Annotated in this window: 21 protein-coding genes and 1 pseudogene; 13 read left to right on the top strand and 9 right to left on the bottom strand. The window is 67.5% G+C overall.

All coding sequences use genetic code 11. The annotated features are described in order from the left end of the window. Positions 1–164 precede the first annotated feature (164 nt). The 3 genes and pseudogenes from nhaA to OG507_RS16800 all read left to right on the top strand — a co-directional run. Positions 165–1,490: a Na+/H+ antiporter NhaA gene (nhaA, locus tag OG507_RS16810; protein WP_327368005.1), complete on the top strand. Its 1,326-nt coding sequence runs from the start codon at positions 165–167 to the stop codon at positions 1,488–1,490. Beyond that, positions 1,487–1,999: an STAS domain-containing protein gene (locus tag OG507_RS16805; RefSeq protein ID WP_327368004.1), complete on the top strand. Its 513-nt coding sequence runs from the start codon at positions 1,487–1,489 to the stop codon at positions 1,997–1,999. The genes nhaA and OG507_RS16805 overlap by 4 nt, the downstream gene beginning before the upstream one ends. Beyond that, positions 1,996–2,341: pseudogene (locus OG507_RS16800) on the top strand (PucR family transcriptional regulator); the annotation flags it as partial. The gene OG507_RS16805 and the pseudogene OG507_RS16800, both read left to right, overlap by 4 nt. 147 nt (positions 2,342–2,488) lie before the next feature. Here OG507_RS16800 and OG507_RS16795 read toward each other — a convergent pair. Beyond that, positions 2,489–4,552, bottom strand: coding sequence for a PhoX family protein (locus OG507_RS16795; protein ID WP_327368003.1), 2,064 nt, complete (start codon positions 4,550–4,552; stop codon positions 2,489–2,491). Positions 4,553–4,908: 356 nt separating this feature from the next. Between OG507_RS16795 and OG507_RS16790 the strand changes: the two genes are divergently transcribed. The 5 genes from OG507_RS16790 (at position 4,909) to OG507_RS16770 (ending at position 9,501) form a co-directional block, all read left to right on the top strand. Further along, positions 4,909–5,886, top strand: coding sequence for a PstS family phosphate ABC transporter substrate-binding protein (locus tag OG507_RS16790; protein WP_327368002.1), 978 nt, complete (start codon positions 4,909–4,911; stop codon positions 5,884–5,886). Next, positions 5,883–6,833, top strand: a complete 951-nt coding sequence (pstC, locus tag OG507_RS16785; protein WP_327368001.1) for a phosphate ABC transporter permease subunit PstC — start codon at positions 5,883–5,885, stop codon at positions 6,831–6,833. Before OG507_RS16790 ends, pstC begins: the two co-directional genes overlap by 4 nt. Beyond that, positions 6,830–7,741, top strand: coding sequence for a phosphate ABC transporter permease PstA (gene pstA / locus OG507_RS16780; RefSeq protein WP_327368000.1), 912 nt, complete (start codon positions 6,830–6,832; stop codon positions 7,739–7,741). The genes pstC and pstA overlap by 4 nt, the downstream gene beginning before the upstream one ends. Positions 7,742–7,803: 62 nt before the next feature. Further along, positions 7,804–8,652: a phosphate ABC transporter ATP-binding protein PstB gene (gene pstB / locus OG507_RS16775; protein ID WP_327367999.1), complete on the top strand. Its 849-nt coding sequence runs from the start codon at positions 7,804–7,806 to the stop codon at positions 8,650–8,652. A gap of 54 nt (positions 8,653–8,706) precedes the next feature. Continuing rightward, a complete protein-coding gene (locus OG507_RS16770; protein ID WP_327367998.1) occupies positions 8,707–9,501 on the top strand; it encodes a winged helix-turn-helix transcriptional regulator in 795 nt (264 codons plus the stop codon). Between the two features lie 60 nt (positions 9,502–9,561). On the opposite strand, the gene OG507_RS16765 is transcribed toward OG507_RS16770, so the two are convergent. Then, on the bottom strand, positions 9,562–10,269 hold the full coding sequence (locus OG507_RS16765; protein ID WP_327367997.1) for an arsenate-mycothiol transferase ArsC: 708 nt from the start codon (positions 10,267–10,269) through the stop codon (positions 9,562–9,564). 168 nt (positions 10,270–10,437) lie between these two features. On the opposite strand from OG507_RS16765, the gene OG507_RS16760 reads away from it, so the two are divergent. Continuing rightward, complete coding sequence (locus OG507_RS16760; protein ID WP_327367996.1) at positions 10,438–10,812, top strand: ArsR/SmtB family transcription factor; 375 nt, start codon at positions 10,438–10,440, stop codon at positions 10,810–10,812. Here OG507_RS16760 and OG507_RS16755 read toward each other — a convergent pair. The 4 genes from OG507_RS16755 to OG507_RS16740 all read right to left on the bottom strand — a co-directional run bounded on the left by OG507_RS16755 (position 10,809) and on the right by OG507_RS16740 (position 14,043). After that, positions 10,809–12,206: an FAD-dependent oxidoreductase gene (locus OG507_RS16755; protein ID WP_327367995.1), complete on the bottom strand. Its 1,398-nt coding sequence runs from the start codon at positions 12,204–12,206 to the stop codon at positions 10,809–10,811. The genes OG507_RS16760 and OG507_RS16755 overlap by 4 nt on opposite strands. 96 nt (positions 12,207–12,302) lie before the next feature. After that, on the bottom strand, positions 12,303–12,626 hold the full coding sequence (gene trxA, locus OG507_RS16750; protein WP_327367994.1) for a thioredoxin: 324 nt from the start codon (positions 12,624–12,626) through the stop codon (positions 12,303–12,305). Between the two features lie 23 nt (positions 12,627–12,649). Continuing rightward, positions 12,650–13,633 carry a thioredoxin-disulfide reductase gene (gene trxB / locus OG507_RS16745; RefSeq protein WP_327367993.1) on the bottom strand — a complete coding sequence of 328 codons (984 nt, stop codon included), beginning with the start codon at positions 13,631–13,633 and terminating at the stop codon, positions 12,650–12,652. Continuing rightward, positions 13,630–14,043, bottom strand: a complete 414-nt coding sequence (locus OG507_RS16740) for an arsenate reductase ArsC (protein ID WP_327367992.1) — start codon at positions 14,041–14,043, stop codon at positions 13,630–13,632. The genes trxB and OG507_RS16740 overlap by 4 nt, the downstream gene beginning before the upstream one ends. A 91-nt stretch (positions 14,044–14,134) precedes the next feature. On the opposite strand from OG507_RS16740, the gene OG507_RS16735 reads away from it, so the two are divergent. The 3 genes from OG507_RS16735 to OG507_RS16725 are packed head-to-tail and all read left to right on the top strand — an operon-like array spanning position 14,135 to position 16,601. Next, entirely contained in the window at positions 14,135–14,449 is a 315-nt protein-coding gene (locus tag OG507_RS16735; RefSeq protein WP_327367991.1) for an ArsR/SmtB family transcription factor, read from the top strand. Beyond that, positions 14,446–15,549: an ACR3 family arsenite efflux transporter gene (arsB, locus tag OG507_RS16730; RefSeq protein ID WP_327367990.1), complete on the top strand. Its 1,104-nt coding sequence runs from the start codon at positions 14,446–14,448 to the stop codon at positions 15,547–15,549. Before OG507_RS16735 ends, arsB begins: the two co-directional genes overlap by 4 nt. Next, a complete protein-coding gene (locus OG507_RS16725) occupies positions 15,546–16,601 on the top strand; it encodes an ArsO family NAD(P)H-dependent flavin-containing monooxygenase (protein ID WP_327367989.1) in 1,056 nt (351 codons plus the stop codon). Before arsB ends, OG507_RS16725 begins: the two co-directional genes overlap by 4 nt. Before the next feature lie 56 nt (positions 16,602–16,657). Here OG507_RS16725 and pstS read toward each other — a convergent pair whose 3' ends face one another. The 3 genes from pstS to OG507_RS16710 all read right to left on the bottom strand — a co-directional run bounded on the left by pstS (position 16,658) and on the right by OG507_RS16710 (position 19,804). Then, positions 16,658–17,728 (bottom strand): phosphate ABC transporter substrate-binding protein PstS, encoded by a 1,071-nt coding sequence (gene pstS / locus OG507_RS16720; RefSeq protein WP_327367988.1) that lies wholly within the window; start codon positions 17,726–17,728, stop codon positions 16,658–16,660. A 616-nt stretch (positions 17,729–18,344) separates the two neighbouring features. Next, entirely contained in the window at positions 18,345–18,701 is a 357-nt protein-coding gene (locus tag OG507_RS16715; protein ID WP_327367987.1) for an ArsR/SmtB family transcription factor, read from the bottom strand. Positions 18,702–18,745: 44 nt separating this feature from the next. After that, complete coding sequence (locus OG507_RS16710; protein ID WP_327367986.1) at positions 18,746–19,804, bottom strand: flavin-containing monooxygenase; 1,059 nt, start codon at positions 19,802–19,804, stop codon at positions 18,746–18,748. A 106-nt stretch (positions 19,805–19,910) separates the two neighbouring features. On the opposite strand from OG507_RS16710, the gene OG507_RS16705 reads away from it, so the two are divergent. After that, a complete protein-coding gene (locus tag OG507_RS16705) occupies positions 19,911–21,278 on the top strand; it encodes an NAD(P)-binding domain-containing protein (RefSeq protein ID WP_327367985.1) in 1,368 nt (455 codons plus the stop codon). The last annotated feature ends 5 nt before the right edge of the window (positions 21,279–21,283 follow it).

Genomic DNA, 21,283 nt, shown 5'->3' with positions numbered 1-21,283 from the left:
GCCCCGGATGGTGCGGGCCTTGCCGCACGGACCTGTGGGGGCGGGCGGTGCTGGGTAGGGTGTGAGTAACGCGTTAAGAATCGCGCTGGTGTGCCGGGAAGCCTGGTCGGCGGTCAGGGGACAAATGACTCCCGATCACGACAGCAACCCGGAGGACACCCCTGATGACTGGCGCACCACGTCAGCGCTCCGCGTTCCTCTCGCTCCTGCCCTGGGGTGAACGCCGAGCGATCTCTGGAGCGCTACGGACGGAGACCGTCGGCGGTCTGGTCCTCCTTGCGGCTGCTTTGATTGCCCTGATCTGGGCGAACTCTCCTTGGAGTGGCGCTTACGAAACCGTGCGTGAGACCCACTTCGGGATTCGGGCGCTGGGAGTGGATCTGTCGGTGGGGCACTGGGCCTCGGACGGGTTGCTGACCGTCTTCTTCCTGGTCGCGGGGATCGAGCTGAAGCGTGAACTGGTCGTCGGTGAGCTGCGGACACCGGCGGCCGCAGCGTTGCCGGTAGTTGCCGCGGTGTGTGGCATGGCTGTCCCGGCCGCCCTCTACGCGGTCATCGCGGCCGCGGGGGGTGGTTCGCTGTCGGGGTGGGCGGTGCCGATGGCCACCGACATTGCGTTCGCACTGGCTGTCCTCGCTGTCCTCAGCACGAGCCTTCCCACCGCTCTGCGCGCGTTCCTGCTGACCCTGGCGGTGGTTGATGACCTCGGCGCGATCCTGATTATCGCGGTGTTCTTCACCAGCAACCTCAACTTCCTCGCACTCGCCGGCGCCGTCGGCGGTCTGATGCTGTTCTACGTGCTGCAGCGCAGACGGGTCCGCGGCTGGTGGTGGTATGCGCCCCTGGGCGTGCTGATCTGGGCGCTGATGTACAACGGCGGTGTCCACGCCACCGTCGCCGGCGTCGCCATGGGACTGATCCTGCGCACCAAGTCGGACACCCCAGCACCCCAAGGCAGGCAGCCAGGGCTGGAAGTTATGTCGGCCGGGGACCGGACGGCACACCTGTTGCGCCCGTTCTCCGCCGGGGTGGCCGTCCCGCTCTTCGCTCTGTTCGCGGCCGGTGTGAGCGTGTCCCCGGCATCCATCGGCGCGGTGTTTGCACGGCCTGAGCCTCTGGGTGTGGTGGCCGGACTCGTTATCGGCAAGAGTGTCGGGATCTTTGCCGGAACCTATCTGACGGCGCGGTTCACTCGGGCCCGGCTGAATCCGGATCTGGCCTGGGCCGATGTCTTCGCCTTGGCTGTCCTCGCCGGTATCGGGTTCACCGTCGCGCTCCTGATCGGTGAACTCGCCTTCCCGGATCCGGCAGAGGCCGCCCATGTCAAGGCAGCTGTCCTGACCGGATCCGTAATCGCGGCTGTGCTCGCCGCCGTCCTTCTCAAAGGCCGCGACCGCGTCTACCGGCGGCTGTGTGAGGAGGAAGACCGCGACGACGACGGGGACGGTATCCCCGACATCTACCAGCACGGTGGGCGAGGCGCGGCATGAACGCCCGCCGGAAGAAGGCGCTGACCACGACCGTCTGGCTGGCGTGGACCGGCGCCGCCGTCTGGACCGGAGTGGTCGCCGACCCGTACTGGCTCCAGATCACCTGCCTGATCGCCGCGGCCACAGCACTTCGCCTGGCCCTGCGCGGAGTGCGGCCCGCCACAGGGCACGTCCGCCCGGGCCTCCGCTTTGGCGGGGGACGCGCCGTCGTGCGCCTGAAAGGTGACCTCACCGCAACGAGCGCCGAGAACGCGACCCGCCGCCTAACCGAGGCACTCGACCCACCCCCCAGCGTCCTGGAGATCGACCTGGCCAACGTCAGCTCACTCGGCAAGGACAGCATCCAGGCCCTCTTCACAGCCCTGCGCACAGCCGGCGAACAAGGCATCCCGGTCCTCGTCAGCGGTGCCAACCGGCAGACCCGCACGACTCTGCACGGCAAGGGCCTTGACCGGTTCTTTCGCTACGCCGACGTCCCCGGCCAGCCCGGCCACGAGGACCGCCGGTGAACCTCCCCGCCGCACACTCCGACCACTGCACCGGCTACACCGCCCTCCTGGCCGATGCAGCGACCACCGGCCGGCGCCTCACCCGCACCGAACTCGACAACCTGCGTGCCTTCGGAGAACAGGCAGCCGCAGACGGGACCCCACTGCGCGAGATCGTCGCGCAGCACCTTCAGCTCACCCGTTCGGCCTGGCCCGCCCGCGACAGCCGACAGTGCCCTGGCCGTGATGGCTCAGACCATCGATGCCATGGCCGAGGGCTACGACCGGGCCCAGCACTTGGCCGTCCGCCGGCAAGAAGCGGAGCGCCGCGAGTTCATCGACGACCTTCTTTACGGCCGCAGCAAGCGGGTCATGCCCCGCGCCGTGCAGTCGGTGCGAGAAGTCCTGCCGCTCGCTAGCGGCCGGGGCGGGGCTCTGACCTGGGGGCTCTCCAGTAAATGCCTGCCGCGAGAGGGTTGCCTGCGATGGCGCGAGTGCAGTCTTCGGGAGTCAGGCGCGGTGCTTCTCGGCCCACACGGTGACCACAGACGGGCGAGGGATGTTGCCGGGCCCGTCGGGCCAGGCGGAGGCGGGCTTGTCCGCTGTTGAGCCGTCGGCCTCGCCCGGGTGCTGGGCAGCGACGAGTACGCGCTCTTCGGTGATGATCGGGCCGCAGGTCTCGGCCGACTTCGGGACGGTCAGGAACTGCTTGACGTGTCCGCGGTGCGGACCCTTGACGGGGACGACGAACAGGCCGTCGTTGGAACCAAGGGCGTTGCCGTCGGTGGCGAGCCAGAGGTTGCCGTGTTCGTCGAAGGCGATGTTGTCCGGGCAGGAGATCGGGCTGACCTCGGACTTGTCGTAGCCGGCGAAGTACGTCGACGGGTCTGCGGGGTCGCCACAGACGAGCATGAGCCGCCAGCGGAAGGAGGTGGCACCCGCGTCGGAGTGGTGCTCGTCGAGTTCGAGGATGTGACCGTGCTTGTTGCCTGTGCGGGGGTTGGCTTCGTCCGGTCCGGCCTTGCCGGCCTTGCCACGGTCGGAGTTGTTGGTGAGGGCGACGTACAGGCGGCCGTTGTGCGGGTGGGGTTCGACGTCCTCGGGACGGTCCATCTTGGTGGCGCCTGCCTTGTCGGCGGCCAGGCGCGTATAGACGTATACCTCCTCCGCTGTCATGCCGGGGACGAAGGATTTCGTACCGCTGGCGAGCGGGATCCAGCCGCCACTTCCGTCGAAGACACCATCCTCCGGGAGCCTTCCGGTTCCGTCGATCTCGGCGGCGGGGCTGTCGCCGGTGAACTTGGCGACGTACAGGGTGCCCTCGTCGAGGAGGCGCAGGTTGTGCTCGCGTGCCGAGCGGCTGTTGCCCTTCTTGTACCTGTTGGTGGAGACGTACTTGTAGAGGTAGTCGAAGCGTTCGTCGTCGCCCATGTAGAGAGCCACACGGCCGTCGTCGGTCAGCCGGGGCTCGGCGGCCTCGTGCTTGAACCGGCCGAGCGCTGTGCGCTTACGCGGGGTGAAGTGAGGGTCGTACGGGTCGATTTCGACGATCCAGCCGTGTCGGTTGGGCTCGTTCGGCTCCTTGCCGATGTCGAAGCGGTCGTCGAACCGCTCCCACTTGCGCTGACTGGTTCCGGTGGGCAGGCCGTAGCGGGCGAGCCTCTGCTTGGCTGTGGGGTCGGTGATTGCGGCGGCGTTGGCGAAGTACTGGTTGAAGTTCTCCTCGCCGGAGAGCACGGTGCCCCACGGGGTGACCCCGCCGCCGCAGTTGTTCAGGGTGCCCAGGACCGTGCGGCCCGTGGGGTCGGCGCTCGTCTTGAGGAGATCGCTGCCCGCGGCCGGGCCGGTGAGCCTGATCGGGGTGGTGGCGGTGACGCGCCGGTTGAGGACGTCGCCCGGGACCGGCCACAGCCGTCCGGAGCCGTCGTCGCCGTGGACGACCACGATGCTCAGGCCGTGTGCCGCCCAGGCCGTCTCGACCTGCTCGCGGGTGGGGTTGGCGGGGTCGTACCCGAAGAACATGATCTCTTCGTTGGTGTACTCGTGGTTGACGACCAGGAGCTGATGCCTGTGCCGGTGCGGCAGGTCGAGGAGCGCCATGTAGTCGCAGTTGTAGCCGAACTGGCGGGCCTGGTTCCTCGCCGTCTGCCGGTGGGCGTCGAATCGCGGGGCGCCGGACAGGATCGGGTCTCCCCAGCGGATGACAACCTGCTGCGCGTAGCCGGGCGGCACGGTGACGGCGTCAGCGGCATTCGGCGGGACCGGCTCGAATTGCAGACCGCGGGGGAGATGCCCCCCACCAGGGTGCGGAGTGGCTGCAGCTTCGGTGAGGGCTGTTGTGCCGGCCGCTGCCGCCAGAGTCAGTACCGCGCCGGTCTTGAGGGCACCTCTGCGGGAGAGAGCCTGGCGGGCGATGTCTCCGAAGTAGGGGTTCAGTGATCGGTTGGGCGCCTCGTGGGAACACGCGTCCGCGCACCGGTATCGACAGGTCAGGGCTGAGCGGGCGGTGTTGTGGGCGGGCAGCAGGGGCAGCCGCTGCGTACGGGCAGCGCTGTCGCCGGGCTGTTCGGGCACGTTTGCCTCCACGCGAAGGGGTTCAAATGAGCGCGAGCCGACCCATAGATAGGCGGCCATCGATCTCAGACGGTAGGCGTGGGACACGCGAGTCGAGGCGGCTGGCCGGTGAACACCGCTGGAACAGTGGCCACTTGCCGGAGCTCGGCTTCACGGTGGGTCGCGCGCGCCAGTAGATGCAGCCTCTTTGCATCATGATTCATCTATATAGATGAACGACTATCGTTCATCGTCGAGGGGTCTCCCGTGCACCGTCTATTCATATAGACACGTTTCGATCTAAGCGTCCGAACGGCGCGCGCCGCGCACCTGATACAGACAGCCGGGGCACCCGGCAGACACGAGGGTCGAGAGTCGTGAACATTTCCACTTCGTTGCGCCGGTCCAGGGTTCCCCTGGCGCTGACGGCTGCTGTGATGCTGGCCGCGAGTGCGTGCGGCGGTGCCGACGCGGGCTCTGGCAGCGGTGACGGTGACAAGCTGGCCGGAACCATCAAGGCCGACGGCTCCAGCACGGTCGCTCCGCTTTCCACGGTGGCGGCCCAGCTCTTCCAGGGTGAGAACGCCGGGGTGAAGGTCACCGTCGGTACCTCCGGCACCGGCGGCGGCTTCGAGAAGTTCTGCGCGGGCGAGACCGACATCTCCAACGCCTCACGTCCCATCAAGGACGAGGAGAAGGCGGCCTGCGACAAGAAGGGCATCAAGTACGAGGAGTTCCAGGTCGCCAACGACGGTCTGTCCGTCGTGGTGAGCAAGGACAACGACTTCGCCGACTGCCTGACCGTCGAGCAGCTGAAGAAGATCTGGGAACCCGGGTCCAAGGTGAACAACTGGAACCAGGTCGACCCGAAGTTCCCGAACCAGAAGCTGGAGCTCTTCGGCGCCGGTACGGACTCGGGCACCTTCGACTACTTCACCGACGCGATCAATGGCGAAGAGGGCGCGTCCCGCACCGACTACAGCCCCAGCGAGGACGACAACGTCACCGTCCAGGGTGTCTCCGGCTCCAAGGGCGGCATGGGTTACTTCGGTCTCTCCTACTACGAGGAGAACCAGGACAAGCTCAAGCTCCTGAAGATCGACGGCGGCGATGGTTGCGTTGCCCCCGACACCAAGACGGTGCAGGAGGGCACGTACAAGCCGCTCTCCCGTCCGCTGTTCATCTACCCGAAGGCCAGCTCGCTGGAGAAGAAGGAGGTCGAGGCGTTCGTCGAGTTCTACGTCGAGAACAACGCCGACATCGCCTCGAAGTCCCAGTTCGTGCCGCTGAACGCGCAGCAGGAGACCGAGCTGAAGAAGGACCTCGAGACCCTCAAGGCGCAGCACAAGTCATGAGTTCCCCCTCCCTCGGGCGGCGGACCGCTTCAGGAAGCACCAGCTTCCTGGGGCGGTCCCAGCCGCGCTACGGTGAGAAGGCCATCAAGGTCCTCTTGGTGGCCGCCTCCCTGGTCTCGGTGCTGACCACGATCGGCATTGTCATCGCCCTGATCCCGCCGGCCGTCACGTTCTTCGGAAAGGTCGACTTCGGCGACTTCATCGCCGGCACCAACTGGTCGCCCCTGTTCAAGCCACCCTCCTTCGGTGTGATCCCGCTGGTCACCGGCACCCTCATGGTCACCCTCATCGCGCTGCTGGTAGCCGTGCCGCTGGGCCTTGGCGCGGCCGTCTATCTGAGCGAGTACTCCAACGCGCGGGTGCGGAACATCTTCAAGCCGATGCTGGAGGTGCTCGCGGGCATTCCCACCGTCGTCTACGGCTTCTTCGCGCTGAAGGCCATCACGCCGCTTCTGCAGGACATCTGGCCGGGTGGCGAGGGACCGCAGGTCTTCAACGCTCTCGCGGCCGGCTTCGTCATGGGCATCATGATCATTCCGACGATCGCCTCGCTCGCCGAGGACTCCATGAGCGCGGTGCCACGCGCCCTGCGCGATGGCGCATACGGGCTCGGGTCATCGCGCATGCAGGTCTCCACCCGCGTGGTGGTGCCTGCCGCTCTGTCCGGAATCGTCGCCGCTGTGGTGCTGGGCATCTCCCGCGCCCTGGGCGAGACGATGATCGTGGCCATCGCGGCCGGCGGCCGTCCGAACCTCTCCTTCGACCCGCTCGAAGGCATGCAGACCATGACCGCGTTCATTGCCGCAGCCGGTATCGGCGACCTGCCCACCGGGTCCGTCGGCTACCAGACGATCTTTGCTGTGGGATCGCTGCTCTTCGTGATGACCCTGGTGATGAATCTGCTCAGCATCCGTCTCGTGCGCAAGTACCGCGAGGTGTACGAATGAGTTCTCCTGTCATCGAGCGCAACCGCGTAACAGACACGCCTGAAGTGCCCCGGCTCAAGGGCCGTGGCACGCCGTGGCGGGAGAGGTTCTTCCACCTCAGCCTGTGGGTGTCCCTCGCCGTCGCTGTCGTCTTCCTCGCCTCCCTCCTCACCTACGTGATCGTCGAAGGATGGCCCCGCCTGGATCCGCGGATCTGGTCGAACTTCCCCGACATCATCGACCCGGGTAAGGCCGGAGCCCAGTCCGCGATCATGGGCACGATCTGGGTGATCGCGTTCACCGCTCTGTACTGCCTGCCGACCGGCATCCTCACCGCGATCTACCTGGAGGAGTACGCCGACCCCAACCGGTGGTGGAACCGGGCGATCGAGATCAACATCCAGAACCTCGCTGCGGTGCCATCCATCGTCTACGGCATCTTGGGGCTCGGCGTCATCTCCCGCGGCCTGGGCTTCGGACAGACCGTCATGACGGCCTCGCTCACCCTGTCGCTGCTGGTCCTGCCAGTGGTGATCATCTCCTCCCGGGAGGCGATCCGCGCAGTGCCGCAGTCCATCCGACAGGCGTCCCTCGCCCTGGGGGCAACCCAGTGGCAGACGATCCGCCGCCAGGTCTTGCCCGCCGCCGTACCAGGTATGGCGACCGGCTCGATCCTGGCCCTGTCCCGCGCCATCGGCGAGGCGGCCCCGCTCCTGCTGCTCGGCGGGCTGACGTTCATCACGTTCAACCCGACCGGCGCACAGAGTGCCTTCACCGTCCTGCCCATCCAGATCTTCAACTGGATCAGCCAGTCCCGCGCCGAGTTCACCGCCCTGGCATCCGCCGCGATCGTCGTCCTGCTGGTGATCCTGCTGGCCATGAACTCTGTGGCGATCTGGCTCCGTAACCACTACTCCCGCCGCTGGTGACCACCATGGATTCCGTAACAGACCTCACGAAGAAGCCAGTTGACTCTGCGCAGGAGAACGCGATGACCCCTCCTTCCGACGCCACCGGCGGCACCAAGACGCCGCAGGTCAGCTTCCGGTTCGCTCCGCCCCTGGCCAGCCCGGTGTTCGAGGTCGGCAGCCTCTCGGTCTTCTACGGCGACCACGAAGCCGTCCGCGACGTCAACATGAACATCGGACACCAGCAGATCACCGCGATGATCGGTCCCTCCGGGTGCGGCAAGTCCACGGTGCTGCGCTGCTTCAACCGGATGAACGACCTGGTGCCCACGGCCCGCGTCGTGGGCAAAGTCCGCTACCACGACCAAGACCTGTACGGCCGTGAAGTCGACCCCATCGAGGTGCGCCGCCGCATCGGCATGGTCTTCCAGAAGCCCAACCCGTTCCCCAAGTCGATCTACGACAACATCGCTTACGGGCCCAGGGTTTCCGGATTCAAGGGCAACCTTGACGACCTGGTCGAAGAGACCCTCACCCGTGCCGCTCTGTGGGACGAGGTCAAGGACAAGCTCAAGACGTCCGCGCTGGCGCTGTCCGGCGGTCAGCAGCAGCGGCTGTGCATCGCCCGGACCATTGCGGTCAAGCCCGAAGTGATCCTGATGGACGAGCCGTGCTCCGCGCTGGACCCGATTGCCACCGCCAAGATCGAAGACCTGATGGAGCAGCTGTCCCAGCAGTTCACGATCATCGTCGTCACCCACAACATGCAGCAGGCCGCACGCGTCTCGCACCGCACGGCGTTCTTCACCGCGGACGTCGACGGCAACGGCGTACGACACGGCCGCCTGATCGAGTACGACGAGACCGCCAGGATTTTCGGCAACCCCTCCGACCAGCGCACCGAGGACTACATCTCCGGCCGCTTCGGCTGACGGACCCGTCCGATGTCCGCCCCTTTACGCACGACACGTGAAGGAGTACCCCGGGTGACCCCCGATGCACACCGGCTCCCAGAAACCGCAACGCAAGGCAGTTCCGGCGGCCCAGAGGACGGCAAGGCCCCAGGTCTGCTGCTGGCCGAGCCGGACATGCGACTCGCCGACGAGACGGTGAGCCGCTTCGCCGCGGCAGGTGTTACGGCTGTTGTCTGTCACGACGGCGCCGAAGCACTGCTTCAGGTCGGCGCCCGCCGCCCTCGAGCGGTGCTGCTCGGCGCCCCGTTGCCGGTTGTGGGCGCGGCAGCGGTTACCGAGCTGATCGCACGTCTGCACCCGGTCCCCGTCATCGTGGGTGCGGGCACCGACGGTTCGCAGGAAGCCACAGCAGCGTTGGCTGTCGGCGCCGTTGCCGTCGTGGCCCGCCCCTACCGGACCGAGGAGATCCTGCCCCTGCTCCTGGGCACCCGGCCGAGTGGCGACGGCTCGGTGCAGACGTTGGTCATCGGTGATATCGAGCTTGATGCCGCGGGCTTTCACGTCTATGTACGCGGCCGTGCACTTCAGTTGCCGGTGCGTGAATTCATGCTGCTGCGCTACCTGATGGAGCACGCCAACCGTGTGGTCAGCCGCAGCGAACTCACCCAGGCGATCTGGGGCGTGGAGTCCTTGGACAGCAACAGCCTCACCGTCCACATCCGACGCGTACGCAACCGTCTTCGCGAAGACTCCGGCAGCTGCTGCACGATCGATGCCATCCGCGGCATGGGCTACCGCCTGGATTGCGGCACCAAGAGACGGCAGAGTGCGTCCTCAGGTCTCTCCGCTCCCGGATCGGCCACGTAGCGGCCGAGGCGGTGGTGCAGTTGGATGCCAAGACCACTGCTCCGGGGTATCGCTCAGGTATCAGCGGCTCGGGACGGACGCCGAACCCGCGGGCGGTCCTGATTCGGGGCTGCGCGCGTCGAGCAGCTCCTGTGCAAGTCTGCCGACACGAATTGCCAGTGCGTCGCGGACTGCTCGCGCGCTCTCGATGTCCAGGCCGCTCAGGTCGGGCAGGTCCCAGTCCTGGTAGCGGCGACCGGGCCGCACCGGGCAGGCGTCGCCGCAGCCAAGGGTGACAACGACATCGGCAGCGGTGAACACTTCGGGTGTCAGAGGCTTCGGGAACTCGTCATCGATGCCGAGTCCGGCTTCGGCGAGCAGCCGGCGCACCACCGGCGCGATCTCGACACCGGGCTCGGACCCGGCGCTCAGGACCCGGACCGCCCCCTGGACCTGCTGACGCATGAGGGCAGCGGCCAGTTGAGAGCGGCCCGCGTTCTCCGTGCAGACGAACAGGGCCTCGGGAACCCGCTTGGGAGACAGACCCAGCCCCCGGGCCAGGGCGCTCAGCCGCTGATCTGCGAAGCGTTCGATCAGGACAGGCAGATGGGTGCCCACCCGGGCCCGGCTCGACAGCTGCTCGGCGCATTCCTCGACGTAGCCGGCCACCGTCTGCCGGGAGAAGGCCCGGCTGTGCCGTGCGGACAGCCGTCGGACGATGCGTTCCAGCACCGTGCGTGTGTCCCGGAGCGGGGGCGTGGCAGGGCCGAGCGAAGCGTGATCTTCCATGGCGCACCCCATCCGGTCGGCGGAGATTTGCTACTCTCCGCACCCCAAATTATAGATGGATATCTATGTTCTGAGTAGGCTGCAACCAAAGTGAACGCTCGGTGAACACACGGTCGGCGGGGCCTCTGACCACGGGGGTGTCACTCGAACGGCGCTTATGGTGAATAGATGGCTATCACTGCATACGGTGTGGCGGGTACGGCGGTGGACGCAGCGGAATCGTCGTCCTGCACCTCCGGCCTGGCCTGCCTGCTCATCGAACGAGAAGAAGCCCAGCGCCTCGCCGACATGCTCAAGGCCATCGCCGACCCCACCCGGCTACAGCTGCTGCGGCTGATCGAGCAGGCGCCCGGCGGCGAAGCGTGTGTCTGCGACCTCACAGAGTGCCTCGGCCTTCGCCAGCCGACCGTCAGCCACCACCTCAAGAAGATGACCGAGGCCGGCCTTCTGGACCGGGAACGCCGGGGCACCTGGGCCTGGTTCTCGGTCAACCACGACGGTCTGCGCCGCGTGCGCCAGATACTGGATCCAGCGGTCAGCTAGGGCCGGTTCTTCCGCTCCCACGCCTGTGCGGCGACCTGGACGGCGTCCCAGGGTGAACCGAGCGGCGGCGTGTACGAGAGGTCGAGGTCGCTGATGCCGTCGACGCTCATTCCGTGGAAGAGCGCGGTGGCGTACGTGTCGACCCGCTTGGAGATCTCCGCGCCGCGATGCCCGACGAGCTGGGCACCCAGGAGGAGACCGGTCGAAGCGTCGCCGGTGACGCGTACCGCGATGGGCGTCGCGCCCGGGTAGTACGCCTTGTGATCGTCCGGACTGCTGGCCGTGGTGACCGGGGCCCAGCCACGGGCCGCCGCAACGGCCTCGTGCTCGCGCAGGCCCGTGCGTGCGGCGACGAGATCGAAGACCTTCACCACTTGAGTGCCGAGGCTGCCTGCGAAACGGCGGTCGCCGCCGAGGGCGTTCTCACCGGCGACTCGGCCCTGCTTGTGCGCGGTGGTGCCGAGAGGCAGCCAGGTCTCTCCAAGCAGCCGGTGGTGGGTGACGACGCAGTCTCCCGCGGCGTACACATCCGGGAGCGAGGTGCGCATGTGGGCGTCGACCTCGATGGCGCCCTTGGCTCCCGTACGGGCTCCGGCCTCGACGGCGAGCGCGGTGTCGGGTCGTACACCCACGACGACCAGGACCAGGTCGACGTCGCGGGTGAGAGCTTCTCCGTGCGGACCGGTTGCCCGGATGCGCAGCGAGCTGCCTTCACGCGAGACAGCGGAAACGGTGGTGCCGGTGATGACTTCGACGCCGTGAGCGGTGAGCTCGGTGTGGACCAGGGCGCCGAGTTCGGGGTCGACGGTCGGCAGGACCTCGGGCAGGGCTTCGATCTGCGTGACGGCGATGCCGCGCGTAGTGAGGGCTTCCGCCATCTCCAGGCCGATGTATCCGGCGCCGATCACGGCCGCCTTGGCGGGCCGACGTTTCTCGATGCTGCGCATGACCTCGAAGGTGTCGCCCATGCTGTGCAGCAGATGGACACCGTCGCGCGGGCCGAGCGGGTCGGGGCCGGTCAGGCCCGCGATCGGCGGCCGGGCGCTGACCGCACCCGTGCCAACGACGAGCGCTTCGTACGGCAGGTCCTCGACCTGTCCGTCCTCGCCGCGGACGGTCAGGAGCTTGCCGGCCACATCGATCGAGGTGGCCAGGGTGTTCGTCCGGACCTGCATGCCCGTGGCCTTGAGGTCCTCGGCCGTGCGATGGGCCAGGTCGGTCCAGTGCGGCACGTCGCCCGAGACGTAGTACGGGATGCCGCAGATGGAAAAGTTGGGGTACCCGTCGGCCACGACCACGGTCACGTCGCTGTCGGGGTCGAGTTCGCGTGCACGGAGCGCGGCACTGATTCCGGCGTCGCTTCCGCCGACGGCGACTATGCGCTTGCTGGCCACGTGGACCTCCCAGGAGGGGCGTCGTACTAAAGGATCAAGGGCGGGACACCGCGCCCCCGGCAGAGTGGGACCTCTGCCGGGAAGCGACGGTGCTGATCAGCTGATGAAGTCTTCGAGGTCGCGTTCCAGCGCGGCCTTCGGCTTCGCGCCGACGATGGTCTTGGTGACCTCGCCGCCCTGGTAGACGTTCATCGTGGGGATGGACATGACGCCGTACTTGGCGGCGGTGGCCGGGTTCTCGTCGATGTTGAGCTTGACGATCTCGATCTTGTCGCCGTGTTCGGCGGCGATCGCCTCCAGGGAGGGGGCGAGCTGGCGGCACGGGCCGCACCAGGCGGCCCAGAAGTCGACGAGCACGGGCTTGCCGCTCTTGAGGACTTCCTCGTCGAAGCTGTCGTCGGTGACGCTCTTGAGAGCCATGGCGGCCTCCTGTTACAGGTGGTTCAGACGGTGGCCGGGGCCTTGACCGGCTCCGCGGCGTTCTCAATGTCGGCGAGGGCGGCGAGGTAACGCTCGGCGTCCAGGGCCGCCGCGCAGCCGGAGCCGGCAGCGGTGATGGCCTGACGGTAGGTGTGGTCGACAACGTCGCCGGCGCCGAAGACGCCCGGGATGTTCGTCCGAGTGGAGGGGAACTGGACCTTGAGGTATCCCTCATCGTCCAGGTCCAGCTGGTCCTTGAACAGTTCGCTGCGCGGGTCGTGGCCGATCGCGATGAACAGTCCGGTGGCGTCGATGTCGCGCGTGGCGCCGGTGAAGGTGTCACGCAAGGTCAGGCCGGAGAGCATGCCGCCCTCGTCCTTGATCTCGGCGACCTCGCTGTCGAACGCGAAGGAGATCTTGTCGTCGGCGAACGCGCGGTTCTGCATCACCTGCGAGGCCCGCAACGCGGAGCGGCGGTGGACGACGGTGACCGACTTCGCGAACCGGGTCAGGAAGGTGGCCTCTTCCATCGCGGTGTCGCCACCGCCGACCACGACGATGTCGCGGTCGCGGAAGAAGAACCCGTCGCAGGTGGCGCACCAGGACACACCCCGCCCGGAGAGTTCGTCCTCCTTGGGCAGGCCGAGCTTGCGATAGCCGGACCCGGTCGCGACGATCACGGCCTTCGCCCGGTGGACGGTACCGGTGGTGTCTGTGACGGTCTTGATGTCCCCGGTGAGATCGACTTCGACGATGTCGTCGTCGATCATCTCGGCGCCGAAGCGCTCGGCCTGGGCCCGCATGTCCTCCATGAGCTGCGGACCCTGCACGCCCTCGGGGAAGCCGGGGAAGTTCTCGACCTCGGTCGTCGTCGTCAGGGAACCCCCGACGAAGATCGCACCGCCGAAGACCAGCGGGTTGAGGTCCGCGCGCGCCGTGTAGAGCGCGGCAGTGTAACCGGCCGGACCGGAGCCGATGACGATCACATTGCGGATCTCCGCGCTCATGCCGTCTTCTCCGGGGCGATCTCCTTGATCAGGCCCTCAACCATCGTCTTGATCTCGTCGCGGATGGGGCGGACGGCCTCGACGCCCCGGCCGGCCGGGTCGTCGAGCTTCCAGTCGAGGTAGCGCTTGCCGGGGAAGACCGGGCAGGTGTCGCCACAGCCCATCGTGATGCAGACGTCCGACTCCTTGACCGCGTCCACTGTGAGGATCTTCGGGGTCTCGGCGGAGATGTCGATACCGACCTCGGCCATCGCCTCGACTGCGGCGGGGTTCACGGCGTCCCCGGGGTTGGACCCCGCAGAGCGGACCTCGACGCGGTCCCCGGCCAGGTGGGTCAGCCAGGCAGCGGCCATCTGGGAACGGCCGGCGTTGTGGACACAGACGAACAGCACAGAAGGCTTGTCGGACATCAGAGATCTCTCTTGTCTCACGGTGGAATCAGGTGCAAGTGATGTCAGCACCCGGTGGCGTCAGCCGTCACTGATGTGAGAGTATCAGTCCATGATGACGTCAGTCGACACTGACCTGATTCGGGTTCTGGCCGACCCGCTCAGGCTCCAGATCGTGACCCTGCTCGCCCACGAGACGCTCTGCACCACGCACCTGGTCGAGGAGACTGGTGCCAAGCAGACAAACCTCTCCAACCACCTGCGCGTGCTGCGCGAGGCCGGGGTGGTGGAGACGGAGCCGTGCGGACGCTTCACGTATTACAAGCTCCGCCCGGACGTCATCGAAGCTGTGGCGGGCTCCTTCACCACCCTCGCTGCAGCTGCTCGTGCCACCCAAGCCACCGACACGAAGAGGGCCTGTCCGTGACCAGCACCGAACCGACCACCACCCCACGCACAGAGCAAGGGGAAGACTCGGTTGTCGCAAAGCTCTCCACACTGGACCGGTTCCTGGCCGTGTGGATCCTGATCGCCATGGGCCTCGGGCTCGGTCTCGGCCGGCTGATCCCCGGCCTGAACGACGCCCTGGCCAAGGTCGAGATCGGTGGTATCTCCCTGCCGATCGCCGTCGGCCTGCTGATCATGATGTACCCGGTCCTGGCGAAGGTCCGCTACGACAAGCTCGACGCCGTCACCGGCGACAAGAAGCTCATGGTGTCGTCGCTCGTCATCAACTGGATCGTCGGCCCGGCCGTCATGTTCGCGCTGGCCTGGATCTTCCTTCCCGACCTGCCCGAATACCGCACCGGCCTGATCATCGTCGGGCTCGCCCGCTGCATCGCCATGGTCATCATCTGGAACGACCTGGCCTGCGGCGACCGCGAAGCCGCCGCCGTACTGGTCGCCCTCAACTCGGTCTTCCAGGTCATCGCCTTCGGTCTCCTGGGCTGGCTCTACCTCGACCTGCTGCCCGGCTGGCTCGGCCTCGGAGACGGCGAGAAGCTCGACATCTCGATGTGGAAGATCGCGCTGAACGTCGTCATCTTCCTGGGTGTGCCGCTGCTGGCGGGCTTCCTGACCCGGCGGATCGGCGAGAAGAAGCTCGGCCGCGAGCGTTACGAGTCCAACTTCCTGCCGAAGATCGGCCCCTGGGCGCTCTACGGCCTGCTGTTCACGATCGTCATCCTCTTCGCACTGCAGGGAAAGACGATCACCTCGCAGCCGCTGGACGTCGTACGCATCGCCCTGCCGCTCCTCGTCTACTTCGCCGTGATGTGGTTCGGCACCTTCGCCCTTGGCAAGGGCCTCGGCCTGAACTACGACCGCACCGCGACGCTGGCCTTCACGGCGGCGGGCAACAACTTCGAACTCGCGATCGCGGTAGCCATCGCCACCTTCGGCGTCACCTCCGGCCAGGCGCTCTCCGGAGTCGTCGGCCCTCTCATCGAGGTCCCGGTGCTGGTCGCACTCGTCTACGTCTCCCTGGCCTGGCGCAAGAAGTTCGCAGCGTCACAGCTGGGTTCATGACGTCACGCATCGATGTGGTGGTGATCGGCGGCGGCCAGGCAGGACTCGCCGCCGGCTACCACCTGCGCCGCCTCGGCCTGGACTTCGTCATCCTCGATGCCCAGGCCGGGGCGGGCGGCGCCTGGCAGCACGCCTGGGACTCGCTGCACCTGTTTTCCCCGGCCGCCTACTCCTCACTGCCCGGCCGCCCGATGCCGAACCAGCCCGGCGAGACCTATCCGGACGCCGCCCACGTCGTTCAGTACCTCAACGCGTACGAACAGCGCTACGAACTCCCCATCCACCGCCCCGTGCAGGTCCGCGGCGTCCACCGCGACGGACCGCACCTGTGCGTCACGTCCGACTCCGGCGCCTGGTTGGCACGCGCCGTGATCAGCGCCAGCGGAACCTGGTGGCGGCCCTTCCTCCCCACCGTCCCCGGCATGGATCTCTTCACCGGCCGCCAACTCCACACCGTGGAGTACCGCAGTCCGACGGACTTCGCCGGGCAGCGCGTCATCGTCGTCGGCGGTGGCAACTCCGGTGCTCAAGTAGCCGCTGACCTTGCGTACAGCACCGAGCTGACGTGGGTCACCCGGCGTCCGCCCCGGTTCCTCGCCGACGACATCGACGGCCGCGCGCTCTTCGACACCGCCACCGCCCGCCGTCGCGCCCTCGACGCGGGTGCGGCCGACACCGGGGGCGTGGGTTCACTGGGCGACATCGTCGCCGTACCACCGGTGCGGGAAGCACGCGACGCAGGACTCCTGAAAACGTCCCCGATGTTCACCCGGCTCACCACCAATGGAGTCGAATGGGCCGATGGAACACGAGCCGACGCCGACGCCGTCATCTGGTGCACCGGCTTCCGTCCCGCCCTCGCTCACCTCGCACCCCTGGGACTGCGCGGACCGCGGGGCCACATCCCCACCGACGGCACCCAGGCGATCGGTGAACCCCGTCTCCACTTGCTCGGCTACGGCGACTGGACCGGCCCCGCCTCTGCCACGCTTATCGGCGTGGGTCGTGCCGCCCGGGACGCCGTGCGCCAGGTCGCCGATCTGCTGGACTGATGGCGTCCGCGAGGTGCGTTCGAGTGTCGTGAGCGGCTCGGCACAGGAGCGGGTCGTCAAGACAGCGTGCGAATCACCTCACGCACCTGGTCGGCAACGGTCTGAGGAAGTGGCGCGTAGTGGATGCCGGGAAGGATCTTCTGCCCCTCCTTACTGGCGGTGTAGGACAGAAAGGACTTCAAGGCGGGGAGGGTAGCTGCGTCGTTTCCCGTGTCGCACACGATCTCGTACGTGATCAGGACGATCGGATACGCCCCCGCAGCAGCGGTCCCGTAGTCGAACTCCAGAGTCAGGTCCTTGCCCTTACCGGCGACCCGGGCTTCGCCCATCCCTGCCGAGGCTGTCTTGGGAGCGGGACCGACGGGCCGGGACGCACCCGTGTCGATCCTTACGGTACTGATCTTGAAGGAGGCGGCGAACGACAGCTCGAAGTACCCGATCGAGCCGTCCTGCGACAGAACCTGCCGGGCAACGGCGGTTGACCCGCTCGCTGATTCACCTCCCTTGCCCTGCCAGGACTTCACCACCGGATGCGGCCACTCCCGGCCGGCGGCTCCCGCAAGATAGGCATTCAAGTTCTGTGTGGTGCCGGATCCGTCCGACCGGTGCACCGCGCGTATGGGCAGCGAAGGGAGCCTTGCATCGGGATTCAGCCGCTGGATGTCAGGATCGTTCCAGGAGGTGATCCGCGCGTCGAAGATCTTCGCCAACGTCTTCGCGTCCAGCACCAGTTCGTCGACTCCGGAAACGTTGTAGCCGATCGCAATCGGGCCGCCGGCCATCGGAACATCAATGGCATGGCCGCCGGGGCAGACATCTGCGGACCACTCGATCTCCTCGGGATCCAGTGCACTGTCGGTGCCGCCGAATCTTGTCGCACCGCGGAGGAACTGGGCCACGCCGGCGCCCGAACCCAACGCGTTGTACGCAACCTGCACACCTGGACAGGCGCGTTGGTAGTGATCGATCCAGTACTCCATGGCGTTCTGCTGGGCCGTGGACCCGGATCCGGGCAGTTGGCCTTCGGCAGCGCAGTCAAACCCGGCCCCGGCGTGCTCGACTGCCGGATGTGTGCCGGTGGCGGAGTCGCCCGAGTCACAAGCAGCCGACAACAGGCAGGCGGCCACGCCTGCAACTGCCCACCCGATCCGTCCGTTTCCACGGTGACGCCGCACTTTGCTCCCCTGAAGTACCGAGACCGAAAGGCCGTACCGCGACGGGTGCCGACGGGCACCACATATCAATCGACAGCCGGGAATATAGATGTTTGACGATCTATAGTGCGCGCGGGTGACATGTGGGGGAACATCTGTCGTCGCTCTGTCGTCGTGGAGGGGGAAGCTCCCGTCTGACGTTCCCCTGACGGCCGACTGGGTCAGTCGCTTCGTCCGCAGCGCGACGCGGGTGCGCACTTCATCTGCGCAGAAGGGCGTGCGGGCAAAAAACTCGATGTGACTCACTCTCGCGGTGCTGCCTGTGGTCAAGCGCTGACCGGATCGTTGGAGCAGGACACGGAGGTGCCGGTGTGGCCAGGTCGGGACGACTGGGCTGGTGAGGATGGTGTACGCCGGGCGCCGCCCACAGTGGAGGCAGGGGGGCCTGCTGCGTCGACCCGGAGCTGTGGGGAACCTCTTACGTGGGCATGGACGATGTCGACCGCTGCGGAACGACGCCTGCGCTTTGGCCCGGGCACCGTGTCGTCATCGCCCTCCGGCGCGTCCCGCTTGCCGAGGCTGAGTGGGGTCAGCTCTGCGACGCCAGCATCTGGCCCATCGAGGCCAGGACGGACGGCTCGACGCGGTAGTAGACCCAGGTGCCGCGCCGCTCCGAGGAGAGCAGGCCGGCTTCCTTGAGCTTCTTCAGGTGGTGGGACACGGTCGGCTGGGAGACACCCACGTCGGAGATGTCGCACACGCAGGCTTCGCCGCCCTCATGCGAGGCCACCAGCGAGAACAGGCGCAGCCGGACCGGATCGCCGAGCGCTTTGAACATCGCGGCCGTCCGTACGGCCTCCTCGGCGGTCAGAGCGCGCTCGGTCATCGGCGGGCAGCACGGCGCGACCACGGGCTCCAGCACGGGCAACGCCTTCACATTCGACATATGTCTATGTTGACACACATCGAACTAGTCACCCAGGTGTGCGGTCAGGTGCGGGCGAGGTGCTTGGTCAGGCGGCGGGCGACGCGGTCGGCGTCGCGGCCGACGCCGCGCAGGGAGGCGGAGGACAGGCTGCGCTGCCACTCAAGGCCGACGAAGCCGAGCCCGGGGTGGGTGAGGGATGTTCCGTCCCGGTGGCGTGGGCAGCCGTCCTCGTCGAGTGCGCCGAGCGGGGCGAGGTATTCGAGGTCTGGGCGATATCCGGTGGCGAGGATGATCGCATCGATGCTCTCGCTCACTCCGTCCTCCCAGGTCACCTTGGCGCCCTCGATCGCGGTGAACAGGGATCGGCGCTCGGGCCTGCCCGAGTCGAGGGCGCCCCGATACCGGCCGTCGTCGATGACCGCCATGGTGGGCGGATCGGGCATGAACCGGCCCAGCGGCGCGATGTCCAGGCCCGTGATCCTGAGCCAGAAGTGCAGGTCACGGCCGCCCAGCGGGCGCTGCTTGAACCACTTCACCGGCGCGCGGCTGGCCAGCGTGACACTGGCGCGGGAGGCCAGTTCGGTGGCCACCTGGATCGCGGAATTGCCCGCCCCCACCACCACGACCCGCTGCGCCGTGAATGCTTCTGGGGAGCGGTAGTCCTTCACGTGCAGTAGCTGCCCCGTGTACGTGTCGAGGCCCGGCAGTGTCGGCAGGTTCGGGTATCCGAAGCCGCCAGTGGCGGCGATCACGCCGCGCGCGGCCAGTTCGCTGCCGTTCTCCAGGGTGAGGGCGAAGCCGTGGTCCGCACTGCGAACCTGCCTGACCCGGTGCCCTGTGCGGATGTCGGCGTCCAGGTGGTCGGCGTAACGAAGGAGGTACTCGACGACCTCGTCACGGCGTGGGTACCGGTCCCCGTCGCCGCCGAAGGGCAGGCCGGGAAGGGAGCTGTACCGGGCGGGCGAGAAAAGCGTAAGGCTGTCGTAGTAGCAAGGCCAGGACCCCGCTGTCTGATCGGATGCCTCAAGCACCACGGGGGTCAGGCCGCGACTGCGCAGTGCGTATGCGGCAGCAAGGCCGGACTGTCCGCCACCGATCACCGCGACGTTGAGCTGTTCCATGAATCCATCCCTGCTTCGATGAATGTCTATGTTGACGTATATCGAAGCAGGTGCAATGCTGGCCGTGCAAGTCATCGACGGATGTCGAAGCAAAAGGGGAGTCATCGTGAACGCGCACACCGCCGCCCTGCCCACCGTGGTGATCGGGGCCGGACCCATCGGCCTGGCAGCCGCAGCCCACCTTGTTGAGCGCGGCATCGAGCCCCTGGTCCTGGAAGCTGGTCCGCGTGCTGCCAGTGCGGTGCGCGAGTGGAGTCACGTACGGCTGTTCTCCACCTGGTCCGAGCTCGTCGATCCGGCCGCCGAGAAGCTCCTCGCCCCCACCGGCTGGACCGCACCCGACGGCGCCACCTACCCGTCGGGCGGGGACTGGGCCGAGAAGTACCTCCAGCCGCTCGCCGACGTGCTCGGCGACAGGGTTCGTTACGGCGCCCGGGTCACGGGTGTCTCCCGCCTCGGCCGCGACCGCGTCGTCGACGCCGACCGCCACGAGCAGCCCTTCACGGTCCACATCGCGTTTGCGGACGGTACGCAGGAGCGGATCACCGTCCGCGCAGTCATTGACGCCTCTGGTACCTGGACCACGCCCAGCCCCATTGGCGGCGACGGCCTCCCCGCTTTGGGCGAGCACGCGGCAGCCGAGCGCATCTCCTATCGCGTGCCCGACCTCAAGAGCCCGGCCGTCCGCGCCCGTTACGCAGGAAAGCGCACTGCTGTCATCGGTTCCGGCGCCTCCGCCTTCACCGCCCTCGCGTACTTGGCGGACCTTGCCAAGGACGTCCCCGGTACCCATGCCGTGTGGATTCTGCGGCGTGGCATCAGCGGTTCCACCTTCGGTGGCGGCACCGCCGACCAGCTCCCCGCCCGGGGCGCCCTCGGGCTCGCCGCAAAGGCGGCTGTCGACAACGGATACGCCGACGCGGTCACCGGCTTCCGCACCCTGGCCACGGAGAAGTCCGGCGACCAGCTGGTGCTCGTCGCCGAGGACGGCCGTCGCCTCGACCCGGTTGACGAGGTCATCGCCCTGACCGGCTTCCGCCCCGACACCGATGTCCTGTCCGAGCTGCGTCTGAACCTGGACGAGCGCCTTCAGGCTCCGGTGGAGCTGGCCCCGCTGATCGACCCCAACCAGCACTCCTGCGGCACGGTCTACCCGCACGGCGCCAAGGAACTGGCCCACCCGGAGCGGGACGTGTACGTCGTCGGCATGAAGTCCTACGGCCGCGCCCCGACCTTCCTCGCCATGACCGGATACGAGCAGGTCCGTTCCATCGCCGCCGCCCTCGCCGGAGACCAGGAGGCGGCCGAGCGCGTCGAACTGACCCTGCCTGACACCGGCGTCTGCGGCGGCGCCGGACTCTTCGACGCCCCGAACGGCGCACAGACCGAGGGTGACGGCGGCGGCTGCTGCGCCGCCCCGGCCACGCTCCAGATCGGCATCGGCGCTCCCGCAGCCACTTCCGGCGGCTGCTGACCGGC

Origin of the sequence: Streptomyces sp. NBC_01217 (assembly GCF_035994185.1) — a bacterium.
Taxonomy (GTDB): Bacteria; Actinomycetota; Actinomycetes; order Streptomycetales; family Streptomycetaceae; genus Streptomyces.
This window is presented reverse-complemented; position numbering and strand designations above follow the sequence as displayed.